25 protein-coding genes and 1 pseudogene are annotated in these 21,396 nt (G+C 71.7%); 15 read left to right on the top strand and 11 right to left on the bottom strand.

Annotated features, from left to right (window positions below):
- Positions 1-56 precede the first annotated feature (56 nt).
- Positions 57-812, top strand: a complete 756-nt coding sequence (locus VM95_RS39835) for a hypothetical protein (RefSeq protein WP_208615386.1) — start codon at positions 57-59, stop codon at positions 810-812.
- An 18-nt stretch (positions 813-830) separates the two neighbouring features.
- On the opposite strand, the gene ybaK is transcribed toward VM95_RS39835, so the two are convergent.
- From ybaK to VM95_RS01350, 3 genes are all read right to left on the bottom strand, one after another.
- Positions 831-1,325 (bottom strand): Cys-tRNA(Pro) deacylase, encoded by a 495-nt coding sequence (gene ybaK / locus VM95_RS01360; protein ID WP_045692093.1) that lies wholly within the window; start codon positions 1,323-1,325, stop codon positions 831-833.
- An 18-nt stretch (positions 1,326-1,343) separates the two neighbouring features.
- The gene (locus VM95_RS01355; RefSeq protein WP_167352884.1) at positions 1,344-2,081 is read right to left on the bottom strand and encodes an LON peptidase substrate-binding domain-containing protein; all 738 of its coding nucleotides are present in this window, start codon (positions 2,079-2,081) and stop codon (positions 1,344-1,346) included.
- A gap of 66 nt (positions 2,082-2,147) precedes the next feature.
- Positions 2,148-3,731, bottom strand: coding sequence for a hypothetical protein (locus VM95_RS01350; RefSeq protein WP_045692091.1), 1,584 nt, complete (start codon positions 3,729-3,731; stop codon positions 2,148-2,150).
- Between the two features lie 95 nt (positions 3,732-3,826).
- On the opposite strand from VM95_RS01350, the gene hisD reads away from it, so the two are divergent.
- Genes hisD through hisF form a run of 8 tightly spaced genes read left to right on the top strand, consistent with a single transcriptional unit; the run spans position 3,827 to position 9,626 of the window.
- Entirely contained in the window at positions 3,827-5,134 is a 1,308-nt protein-coding gene (gene hisD, locus VM95_RS01345) for a histidinol dehydrogenase (protein ID WP_045692090.1), read from the top strand.
- Entirely contained in the window at positions 5,131-6,231 is a 1,101-nt protein-coding gene (locus VM95_RS01340; RefSeq protein WP_045692089.1) for a histidinol-phosphate transaminase, read from the top strand. The genes hisD and VM95_RS01340 overlap by 4 nt, the downstream gene beginning before the upstream one ends.
- A gap of 4 nt (positions 6,232-6,235) precedes the next feature.
- On the top strand, positions 6,236-6,829 hold the full coding sequence (gene hisB / locus VM95_RS01335; protein WP_045692088.1) for an imidazoleglycerol-phosphate dehydratase HisB: 594 nt from the start codon (positions 6,236-6,238) through the stop codon (positions 6,827-6,829).
- The gene (locus tag VM95_RS43130) at positions 6,826-6,978 is read left to right on the top strand and encodes a hypothetical protein (RefSeq protein ID WP_045692087.1); all 153 of its coding nucleotides are present in this window, start codon (positions 6,826-6,828) and stop codon (positions 6,976-6,978) included. Before hisB ends, VM95_RS43130 begins: the two co-directional genes overlap by 4 nt.
- Before the next feature lie 36 nt (positions 6,979-7,014).
- The gene (gene hisH, locus VM95_RS01325; RefSeq protein WP_045692086.1) at positions 7,015-7,650 is read left to right on the top strand and encodes an imidazole glycerol phosphate synthase subunit HisH; all 636 of its coding nucleotides are present in this window, start codon (positions 7,015-7,017) and stop codon (positions 7,648-7,650) included.
- 22 nt (positions 7,651-7,672) lie between these two features.
- On the top strand, positions 7,673-8,407 hold the full coding sequence (priA, locus tag VM95_RS01320; RefSeq protein ID WP_208615385.1) for a bifunctional 1-(5-phosphoribosyl)-5-((5-phosphoribosylamino)methylideneamino)imidazole-4-carboxamide isomerase/phosphoribosylanthranilate isomerase PriA: 735 nt from the start codon (positions 7,673-7,675) through the stop codon (positions 8,405-8,407).
- On the top strand, positions 8,404-8,859 hold the full coding sequence (locus VM95_RS01315; RefSeq protein WP_045692085.1) for a Rid family hydrolase: 456 nt from the start codon (positions 8,404-8,406) through the stop codon (positions 8,857-8,859). Before priA ends, VM95_RS01315 begins: the two co-directional genes overlap by 4 nt.
- Positions 8,856-9,626 (top strand): imidazole glycerol phosphate synthase subunit HisF, encoded by a 771-nt coding sequence (gene hisF, locus VM95_RS01310; RefSeq protein ID WP_045692084.1) that lies wholly within the window; start codon positions 8,856-8,858, stop codon positions 9,624-9,626. The genes VM95_RS01315 and hisF overlap by 4 nt, the downstream gene beginning before the upstream one ends.
- Before the next feature lie 93 nt (positions 9,627-9,719).
- Here hisF and VM95_RS01305 read toward each other — a convergent pair whose 3' ends face one another.
- Complete coding sequence (locus VM95_RS01305) at positions 9,720-10,496, bottom strand: VOC family protein (protein WP_045692083.1); 777 nt, start codon at positions 10,494-10,496, stop codon at positions 9,720-9,722.
- A 228-nt stretch (positions 10,497-10,724) separates the two neighbouring features.
- Here VM95_RS01305 and VM95_RS01300 point away from each other — a divergent pair, with 228 nt between their 5' ends.
- The 3 genes from VM95_RS01300 to VM95_RS01290 all read left to right on the top strand — a co-directional run bounded on the left by VM95_RS01300 (position 10,725) and on the right by VM95_RS01290 (position 12,953).
- Positions 10,725-11,786, top strand: a complete 1,062-nt coding sequence (locus VM95_RS01300; protein ID WP_052707078.1) for a helix-turn-helix domain-containing protein — start codon at positions 10,725-10,727, stop codon at positions 11,784-11,786.
- A 118-nt stretch (positions 11,787-11,904) separates the two neighbouring features.
- Positions 11,905-12,507, top strand: coding sequence for an RICIN domain-containing protein (locus tag VM95_RS38445; protein WP_052706909.1), 603 nt, complete (start codon positions 11,905-11,907; stop codon positions 12,505-12,507).
- Positions 12,508-12,662: 155 nt separating this feature from the next.
- The gene (locus VM95_RS01290) at positions 12,663-12,953 is read left to right on the top strand and encodes a hypothetical protein (RefSeq protein WP_045692082.1); all 291 of its coding nucleotides are present in this window, start codon (positions 12,663-12,665) and stop codon (positions 12,951-12,953) included.
- 59 nt (positions 12,954-13,012) lie between these two features.
- Here the strand turns inward: VM95_RS01290 and VM95_RS01285 are convergent, their stop codons facing one another.
- The 4 genes from VM95_RS01285 to VM95_RS38440 form a co-directional block, all read right to left on the bottom strand.
- Entirely contained in the window at positions 13,013-13,747 is a 735-nt protein-coding gene (locus tag VM95_RS01285; RefSeq protein WP_045692081.1) for a dienelactone hydrolase family protein, read from the bottom strand.
- A 185-nt stretch (positions 13,748-13,932) separates the two neighbouring features.
- Positions 13,933-14,382, bottom strand: a complete 450-nt coding sequence (locus VM95_RS01280) for a hypothetical protein (protein ID WP_045692080.1) — start codon at positions 14,380-14,382, stop codon at positions 13,933-13,935.
- A gap of 212 nt (positions 14,383-14,594) precedes the next feature.
- Entirely contained in the window at positions 14,595-14,777 is a 183-nt protein-coding gene (locus VM95_RS01275) for a hypothetical protein (RefSeq protein WP_045692079.1), read from the bottom strand.
- Positions 14,765-15,490 carry an ATP-binding protein gene (locus VM95_RS38440; RefSeq protein WP_052707077.1) on the bottom strand — a complete coding sequence of 242 codons (726 nt, stop codon included), beginning with the start codon at positions 15,488-15,490 and terminating at the stop codon, positions 14,765-14,767. The genes VM95_RS01275 and VM95_RS38440 overlap by 13 nt, the downstream gene beginning before the upstream one ends.
- 320 nt (positions 15,491-15,810) lie before the next feature.
- Here VM95_RS38440 and VM95_RS01265 point away from each other — a divergent pair, with 320 nt between their 5' ends.
- Complete coding sequence (locus tag VM95_RS01265) at positions 15,811-17,124, top strand: NsdA family TPR-like regulatory protein (RefSeq protein WP_045692078.1); 1,314 nt, start codon at positions 15,811-15,813, stop codon at positions 17,122-17,124.
- On the opposite strand, the gene VM95_RS01260 is transcribed toward VM95_RS01265, so the two are convergent.
- A complete protein-coding gene (locus VM95_RS01260) occupies positions 17,125-18,150 on the bottom strand; it encodes an NAD-dependent epimerase/dehydratase family protein (RefSeq protein ID WP_045692077.1) in 1,026 nt (341 codons plus the stop codon).
- Positions 18,151-18,293: 143 nt separating this feature from the next.
- On the opposite strand from VM95_RS01260, the gene VM95_RS01255 reads away from it, so the two are divergent.
- Positions 18,294-18,653, top strand: a complete 360-nt coding sequence (locus VM95_RS01255; RefSeq protein ID WP_045692076.1) for a hypothetical protein — start codon at positions 18,294-18,296, stop codon at positions 18,651-18,653.
- A 25-nt stretch (positions 18,654-18,678) separates the two neighbouring features.
- Positions 18,679-19,179: an NUDIX domain-containing protein gene (locus VM95_RS01250; protein ID WP_045692075.1), complete on the top strand. Its 501-nt coding sequence runs from the start codon at positions 18,679-18,681 to the stop codon at positions 19,177-19,179.
- Between the two features lie 121 nt (positions 19,180-19,300).
- On the opposite strand, the gene VM95_RS01245 is transcribed toward VM95_RS01250, so the two are convergent.
- Together VM95_RS01245 and VM95_RS01240 are read right to left on the bottom strand one after the other, a co-directional pair.
- Entirely contained in the window at positions 19,301-19,945 is a 645-nt protein-coding gene (locus tag VM95_RS01245) for a TIGR03085 family metal-binding protein (RefSeq protein WP_045692074.1), read from the bottom strand.
- A gap of 1,081 nt (positions 19,946-21,026) precedes the next feature.
- A pseudogene (locus tag VM95_RS01240) lies at positions 21,027-21,396 on the bottom strand (hypothetical protein); the annotation flags it as partial.

Raw genomic sequence — 21,396 nt, 5'->3', positions numbered from 1 at the left:
CCCCGCGCACAGGGCCGTTCCGTCGTCCCGGTGGCCGACGTGAAACGATGGGGACCGTGACCGTACCGAACACACCTCCGGATCGCTCCGACGCCGACACCGACGCCGACGTGCGGGCCGTTCCGGGCGCCGCCCCCGACCCGTTCGCGCCCCCCGCGGGTGCCCCGGAGGCCGGGGACGTCCTTCCGCCGCCCGCCGAGCTCGTGCCGGCGCCCACGGCCGGACAGCGGCTGGTGCCCGAACTGCGGGTCGGGGCCGGCGCGGTGCTCGCCTGCCTGCTGGCCGGTGTGGTCGTGGCCGGGCTGTGGGCCTGGCTCGCGCCCAAGGTGCCGCTCGTCGTCGACGGCGACCGGATCCTCTACGGGGACCCCGAGGGCGAACAGCGGGCCGGGGCCGACGCGGTGTTCGTCCTCATCGCGCTGGGCGCCGGGATCCTCACGGCGCTCGGGGCCTTCCTGGTCACCCGCAAGCGCGGGGGCGGGATCGCGGTCGCGGTCGGGCTCGCCGTGGGCGGGCTCCTCGGCTCGATCGGGGCCTGGCGGATCGGGACGTGGCTGGGGCCCAGCGACAACCTGATCGGCGAGGCGCGCCGAGTCGGCAACGGCGGGCACTTCGACGCGAGCATCGAGCTCGGGGCGAGGGGCGCGCTGCTGGTGTGGCCGATGGCGGCGATGGTGGTGCTGCTCGCGCTGTCGGCGATGTTCGGGAAGCGGGAGGAGGACCCGCCGCCGTACTGGGGGACGCCGGCGGGGACGTACGGGACGCCTCCGGCGGGGGCGCCCACGGAGCCGGAGGACCGGGTTCAGGGCTGATTGCGCCCCGGGCGTCCGTCAGCGGGCGATGGGGGCGGTGTCGGCGTTGGTGAGCGCGACGAGGTCGGCGGGGGAGAGTTCGACCTCCAGGCCGCGGCGGCCCGCCGAGACGTAGACGGTGGGGTGGCCGAGGGCGCTGGCGTCGACGACGGTGCGCAGGGGGCGGCGCTGGCCGAGGGGGGAGATGCCGCCGCGGACGTAGCCGCTGCTGCGTTCGGCGGCGGCCGGGTCCGCCATGGCGGCGCGTTTGCCGCCGACCGCCGCGGCGAGGGCCTTGAGGTCGAGCTGGCCGGCGACCGGGACGACGCCGACCGTGAGGGTGCCGTCGACGTCGGCGACGAGGGTCTTGAAGACCCGCTCCGGCGTGACGCCCAGCGCCTCGGCCGCCTCGCCGCCGTAGGAGGCGGCGGCCGGGTCGTGCTCGTAGGTGTGAACGGTGAACGGGACGGCGGCGGTCTCCAGGGCGACGGTGGCCGGGGTGCCCTGGCCGCCCTTCTTCGGCTTCTTGGCCATGGGGTGAGGGGTCCTGGTTCAGTTCGGGCTGAAGGACTGGCGGGTGAGGTCGACGGCCGGCAGCGAGGGCAGCCAGCTCAGCACCGCGGACTCGCGGCGCAGTAGGTCGAGTTCGCTGCGCAGCCGCTGGGCGGTGTCCGGGCAGGCGAGCAGCCGCTGCTTGACCGGCGTCTCGAAGACGGAGGCCGCGGCGACGAGGTAGGACAGCACCTGCGGGTCGTCGGGCAGCTCCTGGCGGCCGACGGTGCTGGCCTCGCGGGCGCCGGCCAGCCGCTTCTGGTAGACCCGGAACGCCCGCTCGACCTCGGCGGCCAGGGCGCCGGAGCCTTCGCCGGAGCGCTCCTCGACGGGCTCGATCTCGCCGGTGAGGTACGGTCCGGAGGCGTCGACCGAGCGCAGTACGAAGCGGGTGGTGCCGGTGACCAGCAGCTCGTAGCGGCCGTCCGGCTGCTGCGTGGCGGACGAGACGTCCGCCACGCAGCCGAGGTGGAAGACCGCCTCCAGCGGGTCCCCGGTGACGGTGCCGAGGCCGTCGAGCGGCCCGGCCGGGCCGTCCTCGGGGCGCACCGGGGCGACCTCGCGGCCGTCCTTGATGGCGACCACGCCGAACCGGCGCGGTTCGTCCTCGGGGCGTTCCAGCAGGTCGGCGACGAGACGGCGGTAGCGCTCCTCGAAGACGTTGAGGGGCAGCACCAGGCCCGGGTAGAGCACGGTGTTCAGCGGGAAGAGCGGGAGCCGTTCTGTCACGGCGGACAGCGTAGTTCCCCCGGGGCGGGGCGTGCCGCCCCGTTTCGCGCCGGGCGAGGATCCAGGAGACAGGCGCTACCCGCGCTGCAGCATCCTGGTGGCGCCGGCGACGAAGGTGGAGGCCAGCAGCCAGCCGACGACGACCAGTCCGGCGGAGAGCCACTGCTCGACTCCGCCCGGGTTCCAGGCGCCCTGGTTGAGGTCGATGATCGGCAGCAGCTCGTTGAGGGTGTACAGCACCGGATTCCAGTGCGGGTTCTCGTCCGCCTTCAGCGGCTGCAGCCGGTGGGTGGCGAACCAGGCGCTGCCGAGCGCCCAGGCGAGCAGCAGCCACAGGCCGGCCCGGCCGGGGCGGAAGCCGTAGCCGACCGTGACGTCCTGGACCAGGCCCCAGACGCGGGAGGGCAGCGGCAGGGTGGCCCGGCGGCGGCGCTGCTTGGCGTACAGCACCTCGCGGGCGTCGTCGTCGGCGCCGTCGCGGCGCAGGGCGGCGGCCAGCTGCTCGTACGACTCCGGCTGGAACTCCACCGAGGAGCCCTCCAGCCAGGCGATCCGCTGCTGGATGGTGAACGGCTCGGCCGGGCGCAGGCACTCGTACACGAAGCCGGTCAGGCCCAGGTGCTTGCCGCGCGGCCAGGCGCCCGGGGTGTCGACCAGGTTGCCGACCCGGGCGCGGGAGAGCGACACCGGGCCGGTCGGGCGGGTGCGGCAGGTGAAGCGCAGCTCGGGGGTGTGGATGCGGCGCAGCGACAGCTCGTCGCCGCCCTCGAGGTGGAACTCGCCGGAGATCAGGCAGGCGCCCTCGAAGCGGCTGTCGGAGAGCCGGACCCGGCCGTGGGCGCGGAACGGGGTGATCGGGCCGTCCGGGGACGGGTTCTGGCCGTAGCCGGAGCCGTAGTAGCTGCGGGAGCCGATCCAGCCGGTGTCCGCGGAGCCGGTCAGGTACAGGGTGTGGCCGACCGTGACGCGGACGGCGTTGAGGCAGGTGCGGTTCTGCGGGGCGGCCCGCAGCTGGGCGCCGCGCAGCGACAGCCGGCCGCCGATCCGGGCCGTGCGGATGCTCAACTCGCCGTCCACCTCGATGCGTTCGGCCTCGAAGTCCTGGTGGATGGTGATCCCGTCGGCGGAGATCGCGCGGCCGTAGCGGTCGCCGCCGACCTTGGCGAGGTTGAGCAGCAGGTCGGTGCCGATCTTGGCGTCGGTGAGCCGGATGCCCTCGGGGACGCGGCTGCGGGCCAGGTGGAGGTCGCCGCTGGTGGTCAGCCGGGAGGCCTCCAGACGGGGCAGCAGGCAGTCGACCAGGCGCAGGGTGCTGGCCTCGGCCTCGGAGACCAGGACCTTGTGGTCGAAGCGGCAGCCGTACAGCTCCAGGTAGTGGGATATCCGGCCGCCGGCCAGGTTGAGCGGGCCGGTGACCTGCACGCCGTTCATCCGCAGCGAGGCGACCCGGCCGGGGACGGCCTCCGGGCCGGCCAGCAGCAGCTGGGCCAGCACCTCGGCGCGCACGGTGCGTGACGGCCCCCACACCGCGTCGCCGAAGGGGTCGTCGGTGTCCGCGTCACCCGCCCGGCGGTCGAAGACGTTGCCGTGCCGGAACGCCTCCCAGAGCTCCCGCTCGACGTCGGACCAGCCCTCCGGAGCGTCTGGAACGCACTGCATCTACGGTCTCCCCCCGTCCCCCTGCTGTCTCGCCCTTCGTATCACGGACTGATATGCGGGACCAGCCGTTCCGGGCACTCCTTACACTGGGTGGCGTGATCTCTCGAATCGACCTCCGCGGCTCGCTGGACGACCCGCGTGACCTGCTGCCCCGTGCCGAGTTCGACGTGGCGGCCGCCCTGGAGAAGGTGCGGCCGATCGCCGAGGACGTACGCCATCGCGGGGTCGCGGCGCTGATCGAGATCACCGAGCGCTTCGACGGCGTCCGGCTGGAGTCGACCCGGGTCCCGGCCGAGCAGCTGACCGCCGCCCTGGAGACGCTGGACCCGAGGGTGCGGGCCGCGCTGGAGGAGTCGATCCGCCGGGCCCGCGCCGTGCACGCCGACCAGCGCCGCACCGGGCACACCACGCAGGTGGTGCCGGGCGGCACCGTCACCCAGCGGTGGGTGCCGGTCGAGCGGGTCGGGCTGTACGTGCCGGGCGGGCTGGCGGTGTACCCGTCGTCCGTGGTGATGAACGTGGTGCCGGCCCAGGAGGCCGGTGTGACGGGCATCGCGGTCACCTCCCCGCCGCAGAAGGAGTTCGGCGGCAAGGTGCACCCGACGATCCTGGCGGCCTGCGCGTTGCTCGGCGTCGAGGAGGTCTACGCGGTCGGCGGCGCCCAGGCCGTCGCGATGTTCGCCCTGGGCACCGAGGAGTGCGCGCCGGTGAACATGGTCACCGGCCCCGGCAACATCTACGTGGCCGCCGCCAAGCGCTACTTCTCCGGCCGGATCGGCATCGACTCCGAGGCCGGCCCGACCGAGATCGCCGTCCTCGCCGACGACAGCGCGCTGCCCTCCGACGTCGCCGCCGACCTGATCAGCCAGGCCGAGCACGGCCCCACCTCCGGCTCGGTGCTGGTCACCGACTCCCCGGCGCTGGCCGACGCCGTCGAGGCCGAGCTGGCCGTGCAGGTCGCGCGGACCAAGCACAGCGAGCGCGTCGCCGAGGCGCTCGGCGGCCGGCAGTCCGGCATCATCCTGGTCGACGACCTCGACCAGGGCCTGGCCGTCGTCAACGCGTACGCGGCCGAGCACCTGGAGATCCAGACCTGCGACCCGCACGCCGTCGCCGCCCGGGTGGTCAACGCGGGCGCGGTCTTCATCGGCCGCTGGACCCCGGTCTCGCTCGGCGACTACGCGGCCGGCTCCAACCACGTGCTGCCCACCGGCGGCTGCGCCTGCCACTCGTCCGGGCTGTCCGTGCAGACCTTCCTGCGCGGCGTGCAGGTCGTCGAGTACGACCGGGACGCGCTCGCGGACGTCGCCGCGCACGTCGTGACCCTGGCCGACGCGGAGGACCTGCCGGGGCACGGGGACGCCATCAAGGCCCGCTTCGACTGGACGGTTCCCGGCTCGTGACGCGCATCGACGATCTGCCCATCCGGGACGAGCTCCGCGGCCAGTCCCCGTACGGCGCACCGCAGTTGGACGTGCCCGTCCAGCTCAACACCAACGAGAACCCGTACCCGCTCCCCGAGGAGCTGGTCGCCCGGATCGCCGAGCGCGTCGCCGAGGCCGCCCGCGGGCTCAACCGCTACCCCGACCGGGACGCCGTCGAACTGCGCGAGGGCCTGGCCGCGTACCTGACCCGCACCACCGGCTTCCCGGTCGGGCGCGCGCAGGTGTGGGCCGCCAACGGCTCCAACGAGGTGCTGCAGCAGCTCCTGCAGACCTTCGGCGGGCCCGGACGCACGGCCCTCGGCTTCGAGCCCTCGTACTCGATGCACGCGCTGATCTCCCGGGGCACCGGCACCGGCTGGATCTCCGGCCCGCGGGGCGACGACTTCACCATCGACGTGGACGCCGCGCTCGCCGCCATCGCCGAGCACCGGCCCCACGTGGTGTTCGTCTGCTCGCCGAACAACCCGACCGGGACGGCGGTCTCGGCCGACACCGTGCTGCGGCTGTACGAGGCCGCGCAGGCCGCCCGGCCCGCCCTGGTCGTCGTCGACGAGGCGTACGTCGAGTTCTCGCACCGCGCCTCGCTGCTGCCGCTGATCGAGGGCCGCCCCAACCTGGTCGTCAGCCGCACCATGTCCAAGGCCTTCGGCGCCGCCGGGCTGCGCCTCGGCTACCTCGCCGCCGACGCGGCCGTCGTCGACGCCGTCCAGCTGGTGCGCCTGCCGTACCACCTGTCCGCCGTCACCCAGGCCACCGCGCTCGCCTGCCTGGAGCACACCGACACCCTGCTCGGGTACGTCGGCCGGCTCAAGGAGGAACGCGACCGGCTGGTCGACGCGCTGCGCGCGATGGGCCTGGAGGTGACCGACTCGGACGCCAACTTCGTCCAGTTCGGCCGCTTCGCCGACACCCACGCCGTCTGGCAGGCCATCCTCGACCAGGGCGTCCTGGTCCGCGACAACGGCGTCCCCGGGTGGCTGCGCGTCACCGCCGGCACGCCCGCCGAGAACGACGCCTTCCTGGACGCCGTCCGCAGAGTCACCAAGGAGCTGTAACCCCATGTCCCGCATCGGACGCGTCGAGCGCACCACCAAGGAGACCTCCGTCCTCGTCGAGATCGACCTCGACGGCACCGGACGGACCGACATCTCCACGGGCGTCGGGTTCTACGACCACATGCTCGACCAGCTCGGCCGCCACGGTCTGTTCGACCTCACCGTCAAGACCGACGGCGACCTGCACATCGACACCCACCACACCATCGAGGACACCGCGCTCGCCCTCGGCGCCGCCTTCAAGCAGGCGCTCGGCGACAAGGTCGGCATCTACCGCTTCGGCAACTGCACGGTGCCGCTGGACGAGTCCCTCGCCCAGGTCACCGTCGACCTCTCCGGCCGGCCGTACCTCGTGCACACCGAGCCCGAGGGCATGGCGCCGATGATCGGCGCCTACGACACCACGATGACCCGGCACATCCTGGAGTCCTTCGTCGCCCAGGCGCAGATCGCGCTGCACGTCCACGTCCCGTACGGGCGCAACGCGCACCACATCGTGGAATGCCAGTTCAAGGCGCTCGCCCGGGCGCTGCGCTACGCCGCCGAGCGCGACCCGCGCGCGGCCGGCATCCTCCCGTCGACCAAGGGTGCGCTGTGAACAACACCGCGATGATCCTCATCTTCGTCGGCCTCTTCCTGGCCGGCGGGGTGATCTCCTTCTGGAAGCAGAAGCAGTCCAAGAGCGTCATCCTGGTGCTCGCCATCGGCTCCGTGATGTGCCTGGCCTCGGGCCTGCTGCGCCTCTAGCCCGCCCGGCCCTGTAGAGAGACTGGACACCTGATCATGGGCAAGAACGTCGTCGTCCTCGACTACGGCTCCGGCAACCTCCGCTCCGCGCAGCGCGCCCTCGAACGGACCGGGGCCGACGTCACGGTCAGCTCCGACTACGACACCGCGATGGCCGCGGACGGCCTGCTCGTCCCCGGCGTCGGCGCCTTCGAGGCGTGCATGCGCGGCCTGAAGTCCGTCCGCGGGGACTGGATCATCGGCCGCCGGCTCGCCGGCGGCCGGCCCGTCATGGGCATCTGCGTCGGCATGCAGATCCTCTTCGAGAAGGGGGTCGAGCACGGCGTCGAGACGGCCGGCTGCGACGAGTGGCCCGGCACCGTCGAGCCGCTGGACGCCCCCGTCGTCCCGCACATGGGCTGGAACACCGTGGACGCGCCCGAGGACAGCCGGATGTTCGCCGGCCTGGACCCCGACACCCGCTTCTACTTCGTGCACTCCTACGGCGTGCGGCACTGGGAGCTGGAGACCCACAGCGCGCGGATCAACCCGCCGCTGGTCACCTGGGCCACGCACGGGCAGCCGTTCGTCGCGGCCATCGAGAACGGCCCGCTGTGGGCCACCCAGTTCCACCCCGAGAAGTCCGGCGCCGCCGGCGCCGCCCTGCTGACCAACTGGGTCAACACCCTCTGACCGTCTGAGAGTTGTGGAACTGATGAGCCTGAAGAGCCGCCTCGAACTGCTGCCCGCCGTCGACGTCCGCGACGGGCAGGCCGTCCGCCTGGTCAAGGGCGCCTCCGGCACCGAGACCTCCTTCGGCGAGCCGCTCGCCGCCGCCCTCGCCTGGCAGAACGCCGGCGCCGAGTGGCTGCACCTCGTCGACCTCGACGCCGCGTTCGGCACGGGCAGCAACTACGAGATGCTGCGCGACGTCACCGGCCGCCTCGACATCAAGGTCGAGCTGTCCGGCGGCATCCGCGACGACGAGTCGCTCGCCCGCGCCCTCGCCACCGGCTGCACCCGGGTCAACCTCGGCACCGCCGCCCTCGAAGCCCCCGAGTGGGTCGCCAAGGCCATCGCCGAGCACGGCGACAAGATCGCGGTCGGCCTCGACGTCGTCGGCACCACCCTGCGCGGCCGCGGCTGGACCCGCGACGGCGGCCAGCTCTTCGACGTGCTGCAGCGGCTGAACGACGAGGGCTGCGCCCGGTACGTCGTCACCGACGTCAACCGGGACGGCACCCTCACCGGCCCCAACCTGCAGCTGCTGCGCGACGTCTGCGCCGCCACCGACCGCCCCGTCGTCGCCTCCGGCGGCGTCTCCTCGCTCGACGACCTGCGGGCCATCGCCGGACTCGTCGGCGAGGGTGTCGAGGGCGCGATCGTGGGCAAGGCACTCTACGAGCAGAAGTTCACCCTCGAAGAGGCCCTGGAGGCGGTTTCCGGATGACGGACGGGCGGATCGTACGCGGGCAGGTCGTACGCGGGCGGGTCGGGGGCTTCTCTCCCTGGGAAGAGGAGTTCGGCTTCGCCCGGGCGGTCGCCGCGGGCGACCACGTGCACGTCGGCGGCTCCACCGCGTGGGTGGACGGCCGGATCGAGCACGAGGGCGACCCGTACCGGCAGGCCCTCGCCGCCTTCGGCGTCGGGCTCAGCGCCCTGGCCGCGTACGGTCTGACCGCGGACGACGTCGTCCGCACCCGGATGTACATCACGCACGTCCGCGACGCCGAGGAGGTGGGCCGCGCCCACCGCGAACTCTTCGACGCCGCACGCCCGGTGGCCACCATGGTGGTGGTCGAGGGCCTGATCGACTCCCGGATGATGGTCGAGGTCGAGATCGACGCGTACCGAGCCGGGCTGGCAAAGACCCTGGAAGTTTCGGAAGGCCAACAGACGTGACCCTCGCCGTACGAGTCATCCCCTGCCTGGACGTCGACGCCGGGCGGGTGGTCAAGGGCGTCAACTTCCAGAACCTGCGCGACGCGGGCGACCCGGTCGAGATGGCCAAGCTCTACGACGCCGAGGGCGCCGACGAGCTCACCTTCCTCGACATCACCGCCTCCTCGGGCGACCGCGAGACCACCTACGACGTGGTCCGGCGCACCGCCGAGCAGGTGTTCATCCCGCTGACGGTCGGCGGCGGCATCCGGGCCGTCGAGGACGTCGACAAGCTGCTGCGGGCCGGCGCCGACAAGGTCGGGGTCAACACGGCGGCGATCGCGCGGCCGGAGCTCGTCCGGGAGATCGCGCAGCGGTTCGGGCGGCAGGTGCTGGTGCTGTCGGTCGACGCCCGGCGGTGCCCCGAGGGCGTGGAGACGCCGTCCGGCTTCGAGGTCACCACGCACGGCGGGCGCCAGGGCACCGGCCTGGACGCCGTCGAGTGGGCCGGCCGCGCGGCGGAGCTGGGCGCGGGCGAGATCCTGCTCAACTCGATGGACGCGGACGGCACCAAGGACGGCTACGACCTGGACATGATCCGGGCCGTGCGCAAGGCCGTCTCGGTGCCGGTCATCGCCTCCGGCGGCGCCGGCAAGCTCGCCGACTTCGCGCCGGCCGTGGAGGCGGGCGCGGACGCGGTGCTGGCCGCCAGCGTCTTCCACTTCGGGGACCTGCGGATCGGCGACGTCAAGGGCGCGCTGCGGGAGGCCGGGCACCCGGTGCGGTGATCCGCCTTCGTGCCTTCGTGTTTTCGTGCGTTCGTGCCCGAGGGCCCGCCGTCCGGGGGTGGACGGCGGGCCCTCGCGGGTGTCCGCGCAGCGCTACTGCCGCGGCTCGCCCTTGATCAGCGCGAACGGGGCGCCGTGCGGGTCCGCCAGCCAGGCGATCCGGCCGACGTTCTCCACGTCCGAGGCCGGCATCATGACCGAGCCCCCGGCCGCCGTCGCTTTCGCGACCGTCGCGTCCACGTCGGCGGAGGCGAAGTACGGCGTCCAGGCGGCGCGCTGCTCCTCCTGCATGGTCGGGGCGATGCCGCCGAAGCTGGTGGCCTGCTGGTCGCCGTCCGCCGTCGAGATCACCCGGTAGCTCATGCCCGGGGACGGCTCGAACAGCTCCATCCGCCAGCCGAAGAGGCCCTTGTAGAAGGGGAAGGCGGCCTCCGGGTCGGGCGTGTGCAGCTCGGCCCAGCACAGCGCGTCGTCCACGGACGCGACGTCCAGGCCCTTGGTGCCCCCCGCCTGCCAGATCGCGAACTCGGCGCCCTGCGGGTCGGTCAGCGCCGCGAACCGGCCCTCCTGCATCACGTCCATCGGGGGGACCCGGACCGTGCCGCCGGCCTGCTCGACCGCCTTCACGGTGGCCTCCGCGTCGGTGGTCAGGAAGTACGTCGTCCAGGCGGAGTGGGCGCCCGCGTCGAGGTTGCCGAGCGCGCCCACGGTCTTGCCGTTCAGCTGCAGGAAGCCGTAGCCGCCCGCCTCGGGGACCTCCTGGAAGGTCCAGCCGAAGACCTTGCCGTAGAACTCGGCGGTGGCCGGGATGTTCGGGGTGCCCAGGTCGATCCAGCAGGGCGAGCCGGTGGGGAAGTCGGTGGTGAGCATGGAGTGGTGCCCCTTCGACGAATGAGACGGCCGGAGCCCTCCGGTCGGACCCCGGCCACCTGCGAGTCTGCACCCGCCCACGGACATCCGCAGCCGGGACACGGCCGCAGGCACCACGGAACCCACCGGTCCCGGTGGTGTCCCGCGGCCCCACGTCCCTCTGCCGTCACTTCCGCATCTTTTGGGCTGTTCCCAAGATCGGATCTCCCTCTTAGTGTGGATTCGGTGATGGCCTACCTGCTGGGTGTGAAGGACCTCGCCGCCACCCGGTGCGGCTACTCCCCGCTCCACGAGACCGTCCGCAGCCTCCGGTTACGGAGCCCGGACGGCGGACACGCCTTCCCCGAGCAGCGCGGCTGGGCGGCCGGCTGGGCGCGCGACCACGCCGGCCTGGACACCGACCTGCTGGACACCCTGCTCACCCCCGGGGGCCTCGCGCCCGAGGCGCTCACCCCGCGCCCCCGCGGCTGCCGGCCCTGCATCCAGGACGAGCTGTCGGCGCTCGCCGTCACGCCCGCCGACCGGCTGTGCGCCGACTTCCGGGCCGCCTACGCGCGCGACGGCAGCCCGCTGCCGCCGCTGCTCGCCCGACTGCTCGACGATCCGTACGCGCTGCGGGCCCGCCTGGTCACCGCCCTCGGCCAGTACTGGACGCGCTGCCTGGAGCCCGCCTGGTGGCCGCGCGCCCGCACCGTCCTGGAAGCCGACCTCGCCCACCGGGGGCGCCGGCTCGCCGAATCCGGCGTGGCCGGGCTGTTCGCCGACCTCGACCCGCGGGTCTCCTGGGCGGACGGCACGCTGCGCGTCCACGGCGACCCGAGCGGGGCCGACCCGAGCGGGGCGCCCGCGCCCGTACGGCGGGAGCCGATCGCCGGGCGCGGCCTGGTGCTGATGCCCACGCTCTTCGCCGACCGGGCGTTCGGCGAGACCTCGCCGAGCGGCACCCCGGCGATCGTCTACCCGGCCCGGGGCCGCGGCACCATGGCCGAGGGATCGACGGCCGAGGGGGCCACCCGCGCGGCGGCGTCCGGTGGGTCCGCGGTGTCCGGCGCGCTCGCGGAGCTCATCGGCGCGGCCCGGGCCCGGGTGCTCGGCCTGCTCGACACCCCGGCGACCACCACCGCCCTGGCCTACCGGCTCGGGGTCACGCCGGGCGCGGTCAGCCGCCACCTCGGGGCGCTGGCGGCCGCCGGGCTGCTGGAACGCACCCGCACCGGCCGGGCCGTGCACTACCGGCGCTCGCCGCTGGGCGAGTCGCTGGTCGGGGCGTCAACGTTGGTTCCGGCATGAACAATTGACCGGGAACCTCAAAGGATTCCGGTCGCCCGACCGCACCTCTACCTTGGGTCCGCTCGCCCGCGCCACCGGGCAACCCGCCCGGTCGCGGTCTCCTGCGACAGGGGTAACCATGCGTATCCGCACCACCGTCGCGGCTCTCGCCACCGCCGCCGCGCTCGCCGTCCCGCTGCTTCCGACCGCCGCTCAGGCCGACGCCCCCGCCGGGTCGTCCGACCGGCTGACCCTGGGACAGAAGGCCGCCCGGAGCGCCCAGCACGGGACCGGGCCGGCGCCCGCGATCGCGCCCGGCTACATCCGCATCCACAGCCTCTACCAGTACAACACCGGCCAGTGTCTCGACGCGGACGCCGAGGCCGGTGGCAACGGCACCAGAGTGCAGGTGTGGGGCTGCAACGGCCAATCCCAGCAGGAGTGGCTCTCCCGGAGCGACGGCAGCCTAGAGAACGTGCGCTTCCCGGGCATGTGCCTCGACGCCGACACCGGCCGCGCCGGCGGCAACGGCACCTGGATGCAGCTGTGGCAGTGCACCGGCGGCGCCAACCAGAAGTGGTTCACCCGCGCCAACGACCCGTCCATCTACAACCAGGCGTACAACAACAACCTGAACACCGTCGTCGACCGGGACACCGGCTGGGGCGGCGACGGCGCTTCGGCGCAGCTGTGGCAGAAGGTCAACCAGTCGCAGCAGTGGTGGCAGATCGTCCCGGCCTGATCGCCGGCCGCCCGCCCCGACTCCCTGCTCCGGGGAGTTGGGGCGTGCGGGGTCCGGTTCGCCTCGGGTGACGGGGTAGCCGGTCGGTGGGTACGGGAACCACTGGGGTGGCGACTTCGCCACCCCCCACCCACCCCGCCCACCGGGAGGATCCCTTGAAGCGCGTGCTCCACGCGGCCGGCGTCGCGCTGACCGCCGCCGCCCTCTGCCTGACCACCGCCACCAGCGCCGGCGCGGCCGCCGGCGCGATCATCCTCAACGGCCAGGCCATCCAGGACCCGTCCGGCTGCTACAACGTCCCGGGGTGGCCGGCGGTCGTCGACAACCAGACCGACCAGGTCGTCACGGTCTTCGGCAACGACGACTGCACCGGCCCGGTCAACGGCACGGTCGGGCCCGGCGAGATGGGCACCTTCGACTTCGGTGCGAGCGTCTTCGTGCCGTGACGGCTCGGCTTTTGTGCGGAGTGGGAAGTCGGCCGGGCCGACTTCCCACTCCGGGCGCCTCAGCTGCCGGTGAGGGTGTGGGCGAGGAGGGGGAGCAGCCGGTCCCAGTGGCGCTGCAGGCCGGCGGGGTCGTAGGCGTCGGTGTCGGACATGGTGAAGCCGTGGACGGTGCCCGGGTAGATCTCCGAGGTGTGGTCGACGCCCGCGGCGGCCAGGACCTGGTTGAGCGCCGCCAGGGCCTCGGGGGTCAAGTCGGTTGCGGCGTGCCCGAAGTGGACCCGGGCGGTGAGCTGGGCGAAGAGGCCGGGGCCGTCGACGTGCACGGGGGCGTGGAAGGCGGCGACGGCGGCGACCCGGTCGGGGTGGGCGGCGGCGGTGCGCGCCGCGAGGAGGCCGCCGAAGCAGTAGCCGGTGACCGCGACCGGGCCGGCGGCGACCTCGGGCTGGGCAGTGAGGAAGGCGAGGCAGGCGTCGGCGTCGCGCAGGGTGTGCTCGGTGGTGTGCGCCTCGACCAGCGGCATCAGCCGGGCGACGACCGCGTCCCGGGCCTCGCCGCCGATGTACGCGGGGAGCTCGACCACGGGCGTCGGGCCGTGCCGGTAGAAGAAGTTGGGCACGAGCACGTAGTACCCGTGGTCGGCCAGCTCCTGGGCCATCTCGTGCAGGACGGGCCGGATGCCGAGGGCGTCCGGGTACATCAGCACCCCGGGGTGCCGCTCGCCGTCGTCGGGGAAGGCGGCGAACGCGTCGGCCAGGCCGTCCGGGGTGGGAATCTGCAGGGTCTTGATGGGCATGGGTCCTCCGGTCGTGGTTGATGTGTCGAGCCCGTGATCAACGCGACGGAGGCGGAGCACGCGCGGCGGCTCCGGCCCGGGGGGCGCTCAGCGGAGCGCCGGGTCGCCAATTCGTGTGTGGCGCAAGGCCGTCCCGGTCGTCATGACTGTAGAACCTAGCCCACCGGGCCGGGGTGATGCCAACGTCATGGGCGATCCGGTGACCGGTAGAGGGATGCGGTGACCCAGCCGCTCGTCCCAGGCGCGCGCCGGGTGAACACCACGGAGACGCCGGCTTCCGTCCGGATCGCGAGCTGATCGTCGAAGCTCAGGGCGTCCTCGTGGCGCCACGCGCAGCCGCGTTGTGCGAGGCCGTCGATCAACACCTCACGGCTCGGGGCCTCGATCGGCTCCTGACCTCCCGCGCGGGCGAACCGCCCCTCGACGTCCACCGCGTCGTACCCGAGCAGGCACACCGTCAGGTCGCGGTCGACCCACACCTCCAGGCTGCCGTCCTTGAAGCCGACCGGCCCGTCGGCCAGACCGGTGCCACCGCCCAACAGTCGATCCGCCTCCTCACCGGCCATGCCGATCCGGAACGCGCCGATCTCACCGGTGGCCGCGAAGGAGATCATCGAACCGAGCATGCTGTCCATGGGGACGACGCTATCGGCTCCGGAACCGGGCCCACAGCTGGGCTGCCCCATGCAGGCGGGCGGTCCACGGGTCCGGATCGCCTCCGGCGATCTCGGCCCACAGGCGGGCCTGGGCCTGTGCGAAGGCGTCCACCACGGTCGGGTCGCCGGCCCGCCAGGCGGGAACCCTGGCGGCCCAGGCTCAGTCGACCAGCAGCGCGAGTCTTCGCGGATCAGGACGTTCTCGTTGCTGAGGTGCCGGCGGCGGCCGCAAGCCAGAACGGGATGTTGGCCCCGGAGTCGCGGGCGCACTCCAACTCCCGGAACCGCGGCTCGGACAGCTTGATGCCCTCCAGCCGGCCGGGTCGCAGTACAACGAAGCTGTCGAGGAACGGACTTGCGATCAGGTCGTGCACTTACCCTCCTCGGCTGAGCCATTCGGGTCGGTCCCGCTCACGGTGCCCGAGTAGCGCAGGTGGGCTTCGGCGGCCGACTCGGTGTAGAAGCGCTTGATCCGGTCCGAGGAGCCCGGAATGCGCACGTACTCGTGCTGCTCGCGGTCGTAGATCCCCCAGCACTCCAGCAGGCGGAAGTGCGGGCTCCGGGAGTCGATCAGGCGGACCTCGTACCGGGGCAATGTGACGGGGCCGGCATGGACCTGCGCCGCGAAGACCAGTGCGGCGAGCCGCGCGTCCCCGGTCACGGACTGGTCCGGCGCGACCTCGAACCACGTCACCTTGCCCACGCCGTTGGGGTGCCAGCCCCAGGAGTGGGCCAGCGCCTCCACCAGGAGCAGGCCCCGGCCGCTGGTGGCCATGTCGTCGGGCGCGCGCTTCACCGGCGGCTGCGCACTCCGGTCCGCGACCTCGACCCGCAGACGCTCGCCGGTCCACCGGACCGTCACGCCGCACGGTTCCCGCACGTGGTCGACGGCGTTGGCCAGCAACTCGGCGGCACACAACTCCACGTCCCGCAGGGAGCTGTCGGAGAACGGCAAGCCCCAGGATTCGGCGATCTGCCGGATCAGCCGACGTGTCGGCCGGACGGCTTCCGTGGTGGGATCGACATTCCAGGAACGCGGAATCGGGATCGTGGCAGGGGACTGCTCGGTGGCGGTGCTGCTGGGCATGCGAACTCCCAGAATGAACGGGCCGCTGGCAATCCGAAGTGAATACGGAGGCCTGCGGCTGAGCCGAGGTGTGGAATGTCACTCGCAAGTAACTTTCATGCAGTAGCGGGTGACTGATGAAGCGTCATGGAAGAATGGATGTCGTCGCCATCACTCGGCGGATGCCATCTGGACACCCCTTCCGGTGACCAACAGGGCATGGAAGTGTCGTCCGGGTGCCATGTGGTCGGACCGGGTTGCGTCGGGTGATGCCGGGCGGGTCCCCTGCGGGGGAGGGAGTTGACCCGGCGCTCTGCGCCAGATGTTCCTAGGGAGTCGCGATGCGCGAGGCACCCCAGACGCTTCTCAAGATCCTGGTGGATCAACGACGCTGGCGATACGTTGACTTCGAGCGCCACTTCCGACGCTCGGCGACCGAGCTCCTCGACGCCGGGGCCCGGAACCTCACGGTGTCCGAGTCGCAGTACCGCCGCTGGACCGCCGGCAGGGTTCAGACGCTGCCGGGGCCGGACGCCTGCCGGGTCCTGGAGTACATGTTCGGCATCGACGTCGCGACGTTGTTCGGCCCGCCTCCCTCGGATCTGCCTGCACCCGCGTTCAACCTGGAAGACGAGATCGACATGACCGCACGAGACGCCCAGAGTGAGGCCGGCGCGGCCGCTGCCGCGTCCATTTCCGATATCGCGCTCGACCAGCTTCGCGACGACGTCGCCACCTTGGCGCGCGAGTACGTCACCACCCCGACCTACGTCGTGTTCCAGAAGGCCAAGGAGATGCGGGAGTCGGCCGAAGCGAACCGCGAACGTACCCAGGTTCCTGCCCAGCAGCAGGAGCTGTTGATCGTCGCCGGGCAGGCGTGCGCACTTCTGGCAACCGCGGCCTTCGACCTCGGTTCACTGGACGGAGCGAGGCGGCTTTCCCGGTCGGCCGCACTGTACGGAGAGGCGGCCCGATTCGATCCGCTGCGGGCGTTCGCGGGTGGCACGCTCGCCTATATCGCCTACTTCTCCGGTCGGCCCGCTGAAGGTGTTCGTGTCGCGCGTGCGGCGCGGGCGTTCACCGGCCTGGGCGACGTGGCACGGCGCAGGCTGGCGGCGATCGAGGCCCGTGCCTTCGGCCACCTGGGAGACATTGCCTCCGCGCAAAGGGCCCTGGACGCGTCCACGGCGGACGGCAGCGGGCGGAGGGACGACCTTCACGACGAGGTGGGGGGCGAGTTCGGGTTCAGCCCGGAACGCCTGGCGATGTCGAACGCGTCCACCTGCCTTCTCATCGGGGACGGAGACCGGGCGGAGCGGATCGCAGTTCAGGCACTGGACCTGGCGCGATCGAGGCCTTCCGCCACCCGGTCCGTTCGAGTGGTCGGTGGCGCGGGTGCGGATCTGGCCGCCGCCCGGCTGCTGCGGGACGACCTCGACGGCGCGGCGCAGGCCCTCGAAGCGATGTGGCTCGTGCCGAAGGAGCAGCGCGCCACCGGGCTGTTGGCCCGGGCGGCGCGGGTGCGAAGCGGGCTCTCCAGCAGCCGGTACTCGCAGGCCGTGCTCGCTGCCGAACTGGGTGAGCGGATCGAGGACTTCACCAGGCAGTCGGCCCCGCGCCAACTCGGCGCGGGGCCGCTCGCCATCGAAGGCTGATCAGCTCATCGAAGCCAGAATCTTCGCTTCCTTGTCGGGGTCGATTCCGTGGGCCGCCCAGCGCGGGTGGTCCACGGGGCGGCCGTCAGCCTGCCACCACGCCCAGGTGTCCGCGATGGTGTCCCGCAGGGGGCGGCAGCGCAGCCCGGCTTCCACAGCTGTGTCGGCGTCCACTGCCCAGGCTCCGGAGTGGGTGCGCCACAGCGGCAGCTCCGTCCACTCCTTCACCCGCTGTTCCAGCAGGACCTCCGGTTCCGCCCAGACCGGGTGACCGGAGCCCCCGGTCACTTCCAGGCATGTTTCGACGAACTCGGCGAAGGAGATCGGGTCCGGATGAGCCACGTTGTGCGTGCCGCCCGTCCGTGCCTCGGCCTGGTTCAGAGCGAACGCTGCGACATCGCGCACGTCGACCGGCTGGATCGGTCGGTCGCCGGGTGCGGGAGCCAGGATCGCACCGCCGCGCTGCGCACGGGTCAACCACCAAGGGAGGCGGCCGACGTATTCTCCCGGCCCGAGAATCACGCCCGGTCGCAGTACACATGCCCGGGCCGCACCGAAAGCCGCGAGTACCGCCCGTTCGCAGCCGGCCTTCTGCCGACCGTAGTGGAGATTGGGCCCCGTCCAGCCTTCAGGGTTCCGCCCGTAGTCCTCGTCGGCGTCCGGAGGCCCGTCGAGTACCGCATCGCCGACCCGCAGTGGCAAATCGGGCCATCCGGCGTAGACGCTCACCGTGGAGATGTAGACGTACGTGCCGCTGACGGGCTCCAGCGCCCGGGTTCCCTTGAGGACGGCGTTCGGGGGCAGCTCGGACGCCGAGGTGTCCACCACGGAATCCCAGGGACCGTGCGCTGCAAGACGGTTGAGGTCATCGACGTTCGTGCGGTCGCCGTGGACGGCCTGTACCCCCTGGGCGTCAACGCCCGACAGGCCGCGGTTGAAGGTTGTTACGCTCCAGCCCCGGGCCAGCGCATCCGCCACAACGGCCCGACCCAGGAACCAGGTTCCACCCATCACCAGGATTCGCATGGTCACTGATCCTGCCCGCTCGCGGTTGGTTGCCGCTACCTCAAGCAGGTGGCACTCAAGGCCCACCGGCGTCCTCCGCACTGAGCAGTCAGATCGTAGGCCTGCCCGTGATCCGTCCTGAACGGACGACGAGAGGACTGAACATGGACAACGAGGACGGTCGGATCTTCCGCGAGGCGTGGATCGCCGGGGTCAAGAAGCATTTCCCCGGCGAGCCGAAGCCGGGCTACATCACGCCCTGGGACGAGACCCCGGACTGGGAACGCCAGTCGGCCGCGGCCGTGTTTGGCCAGGTCCGCGACTTCATCGCGGTGAGTGGCGGCAACACTGCCAAGCTGAGTCGGGAGCAGAAGGGCCGGTTCGTCGCCCTGTGCTGGATCGCCCAGATCCACAAGCACATTCCGGACCCGAAGCCCAGCTATGTCGCCGACTGGGATGCCTTGCCTGACTGGCAGAAGGAAACAGACGCCGACATCTTCGAGTACATCGAACAGGCCGTCTGAATCGCACAGAAAGGACTCGACCGACGTGGCTCAGCCGACCGTTGATCAGACTACTGCTCTCACATCCGCTACGGAGTCGATGACGTTGTTGGTCGCCGCCGTCATCGTTCACGACCTCGAAGCTCAGCGCGTTGTCCTCCTGCGACGAGGGCCCAAGGCCAAGTTCGCCCAAGGCCTGTGGGATCTGCCGGTCGGTAAGAGTGAACCCGGCGAACCGATCACGGAGACTGCGGTTCGCGAACTCCAGGAGGAGACCGGGCTCGTCGTCGCTCCTGAGGATCTGCGCCTGGCGAACGTCATCCACGGCGCCCGAGGTGTCGAGGCTCCCAACGGGTTCCTGACCGTCGTTTTTGCTACCAACCGGTGGTCCGGTGAACTTGAGAACGGAGAGCCGACCAAGCACTCGGAAGTCGCATGGGTCGACATCGACGCCGTACCGGGGGAGTTCGTCTCCACTACCAGGGAGGCTCTGATCAGCCATCTCAATAACGGCCGGAGTGTCTTCCTCGACTCGTGGCAGAGCTAGTCTCAGATCGACTTCTCCGGGTCTTTCTTGTGCGGCGCCCCCTCGGCTTGCCGAGGGGGCGCCGCAGTTTTCGTTGGTTCTGGTGTCGCCCCTCGGCTTGCCGAGGGGCGACACCGGCTTTTCACTTCTTGGGCAGCGGGAGGACGTGACGCAGGGCCTCGATGGCGTCCGAGGGGCCGTCGACGTCGAGGGTGGTGTGGGCGCCGCGGCCGAAGGTGAAGAGGACCAACTCGCCCGGGGCGCCGGTGAGGTGGACGGTGGGGGCGCCGGCGGGGCCGAGGGTGAGGGAGCGGCCGTCCGGGTGGTGGAGCTGGAGGCGGACGGGGGAGCGGCGGCCGACTTCGAGGCGGGCGAGCATGGGGAGGCGGCGCCAGAGGGCTTCGGCGCGGCCGGGCGGGACGGGCTGCTCGGTCCAGTCGTCGGCGGCGCGGAGGACGTCCTCGGCGTGGACGAAGTACTCGACGGTGTTCCCGGCCTCGTCGGCGCCGGGGAGGGCGAAGGGGGAGTAGATCGGCGGGCCGGAGCGGAAGAGCCGCAGGAGCTCTTCGTACGGGCGGGTGGCGAAGTCGTCCTGCACGCGCTTGGTCCAGCCTGCGAGGGCGGCGACGCGGATGCCGGGGGCGGCGTCCGGGCGGCGCTCGCGGATCACCAGATGGGCGGCGAGGTCGCGGGTGGTCCAACCGGCGCAGAGGGTGGGGGCGTCGGGGCCTGCGGCGGCCAGCAGTTCGGCCAGGCGGTGGCGTTCGGCGAGGGCGTGGTTCGACATGGCGGCAAGCCTAGGGGTGGAGCAGATCGCCGAGCTCGGGGTTGCCCGGTTTTGTTGCCTCGCCCCCTTGGCCCGCCAAGGGGGCGAGGCAGTCGATCGGCATGCCCAGCTTCGTTCGGCCGGTCGACCGGTGCCGCTCCCGAAGCTCCGAGAAGCGGCACCGAAGTCCTGCACTGGGAGGCCCACTCGGGGGCGCGGGTAGCTGTTGTCGATGCGGCTCGTCGACTTCCTTCCCGGCGTCGCCCTCCTAACTGGAAGAGGGCGACGCCGTGCCTCTCTCCCCCCGCCGGTCTTGGGTTGTTCAGTTCGTCTTCGATGGCGATTCCCCTTCGGCCTAGCGAAGGGGAATCGCGACCTTCTGCATACTTCTGTTGTCGTTCCCTCTTGCCTTTGATCCTGCGTTTGGTGTCACCGGTCTCGCCCTCCATGCCAGGCCGGTGACGTGTTTTTCATTGCATTGGGGCGCCGCTGTCGATTGGCTCTCTGTTTTGTCTCTTCGGTGCCTGAGGGGAATTTCCGACCGGCCTCCTCGATGAGGAGGCCGGGCGGAATCTAGGTCTTTTCTTGTGTTTTTCCTTGGGGTTGCCCCTTGGTGCGCCAAGGGGCAACCCCAAGGCTTTCGCCTATCCGTTCTTCATTCATGATTCGCTGCCCTTCCTTGCGCAAGGAAGGGCAGCGCCTTCCCCTTAGCTGGTCCCCCTCGTGGCCGGCCGCCCCGCCGTCGAGGCGGGGCGGCCGGCGGGGTCCAGGGGTTGAGCTGTTTTTAGCCTGATGCTTTTGTTTCGGTGCCCCTCGGCTCGCCGAGGGGCACCGAAATTTTCTACTCCATATCACCAGCTCTTGATTCACTCCTTTCTGGCCGCCTTGGGGGCTGGGTGGGGAGTGGCTGGCGTGGCTACGCTGGGCTGTTCCATAGGGGCGCCTCCCGGCTTGCCGGGAGGCGCCCCTATGGATTGAAATTCCATTTTCTGTTTATGATGCGTTGCCCCTCCTTGTCTGGGGAGGGGCAACGCATCATTGTTTCTCTTTTATTTTGAATTTCTCATTGCTTTTGCATGTGAGGAGGTGCAGGGCGTCGGGACTACGGCCGGAGGGGTCCCGTGAGTTTGGGGCCGCCGCGTTTGTCGCTGGCGGTGAGGGTGCAGGTGTAGTCGCGCCAGCCCTGTTGGTAGTTGGCTTGGGCGGGGCCGAACTGGCGCTCGTAGTAGGAGTGGCCGTCGGTTTGGCGGGCCTTGGCGGTGGCCTCGGCGGCCTTGCAGCCCTCGCGCATGGCGAGGGCGATGGGGATCTCGCCGGTGAGGCCGTCCGGGAGTTTGAGGTCGGCGATGGCCTCGCCGTCGTGGTCGCCGGCGCAGGGGCGTTCCTCGGCGCGGGTGATCACCGGGCTGAGTTGGGGGTGGTCGAAGCAGGTGCCGACCGGGAAGAAGGCGTACGGGGGTTGCGGCTTGGTG

This window comes from Streptomyces rubellomurinus (genome assembly GCF_000961885.1).
Taxonomy (GTDB): Bacteria; Actinomycetota; Actinomycetes; order Streptomycetales; family Streptomycetaceae; genus Kitasatospora; species Kitasatospora rubellomurina.
The sequence above is the reverse complement of the archived record's forward strand: the minus strand, read 5'-3'. Positions and strand labels throughout refer to the sequence as shown.

Excerpts from the sequence above, each read along its gene's own strand:
- ybaK (WP_045692093.1), bottom strand. The coding sequence starts at position 1,325 with ATGGCCAAGAAGCCGAAGAAGGGCGGCCAGGGCACCCCGGCCACCGTC.
- VM95_RS01350 (WP_045692091.1), bottom strand. The coding sequence starts at position 3,731 with ATGCAGTGCGTTCCAGACGCTCCGGAGGGCTGGTCCGACGTCGAGCGG.
- hisB (WP_045692088.1), top strand. The coding sequence starts at position 6,236 with ATGTCCCGCATCGGACGCGTCGAGCGCACCACCAAGGAGACCTCCGTC.
- hisH (WP_045692086.1), top strand. The coding sequence starts at position 7,015 with ATGGGCAAGAACGTCGTCGTCCTCGACTACGGCTCCGGCAACCTCCGC.
- priA (WP_208615385.1), top strand. The coding sequence starts at position 7,673 with ATGAGCCTGAAGAGCCGCCTCGAACTGCTGCCCGCCGTCGACGTCCGC.
- VM95_RS01315 (WP_045692085.1), top strand. The coding sequence starts at position 8,404 with ATGACGGACGGGCGGATCGTACGCGGGCAGGTCGTACGCGGGCGGGTC.
- VM95_RS01305 (WP_045692083.1), bottom strand. The coding sequence starts at position 10,496 with ATGCTCACCACCGACTTCCCCACCGGCTCGCCCTGCTGGATCGACCTG.
- VM95_RS01300 (WP_052707078.1), top strand. The coding sequence starts at position 10,725 with ATGGCCTACCTGCTGGGTGTGAAGGACCTCGCCGCCACCCGGTGCGGC.
- VM95_RS38445 (WP_052706909.1), top strand. The coding sequence starts at position 11,905 with ATGCGTATCCGCACCACCGTCGCGGCTCTCGCCACCGCCGCCGCGCTC.
- VM95_RS01285 (WP_045692081.1), bottom strand. The coding sequence starts at position 13,747 with ATGCCCATCAAGACCCTGCAGATTCCCACCCCGGACGGCCTGGCCGAC.
- VM95_RS01280 (WP_045692080.1), bottom strand. The coding sequence starts at position 14,382 with ATGGACAGCATGCTCGGTTCGATGATCTCCTTCGCGGCCACCGGTGAG.
- VM95_RS38440 (WP_052707077.1), bottom strand. The coding sequence starts at position 15,490 with ATGCCCAGCAGCACCGCCACCGAGCAGTCCCCTGCCACGATCCCGATT.
- VM95_RS01265 (WP_045692078.1), top strand. The coding sequence starts at position 15,811 with ATGCGCGAGGCACCCCAGACGCTTCTCAAGATCCTGGTGGATCAACGA.
- VM95_RS01260 (WP_045692077.1), bottom strand. The coding sequence starts at position 18,150 with ATGCGAATCCTGGTGATGGGTGGAACCTGGTTCCTGGGTCGGGCCGTT.
- VM95_RS01255 (WP_045692076.1), top strand. The coding sequence starts at position 18,294 with ATGGACAACGAGGACGGTCGGATCTTCCGCGAGGCGTGGATCGCCGGG.
- VM95_RS01245 (WP_045692074.1), bottom strand. The coding sequence starts at position 19,945 with ATGTCGAACCACGCCCTCGCCGAACGCCACCGCCTGGCCGAACTGCTG.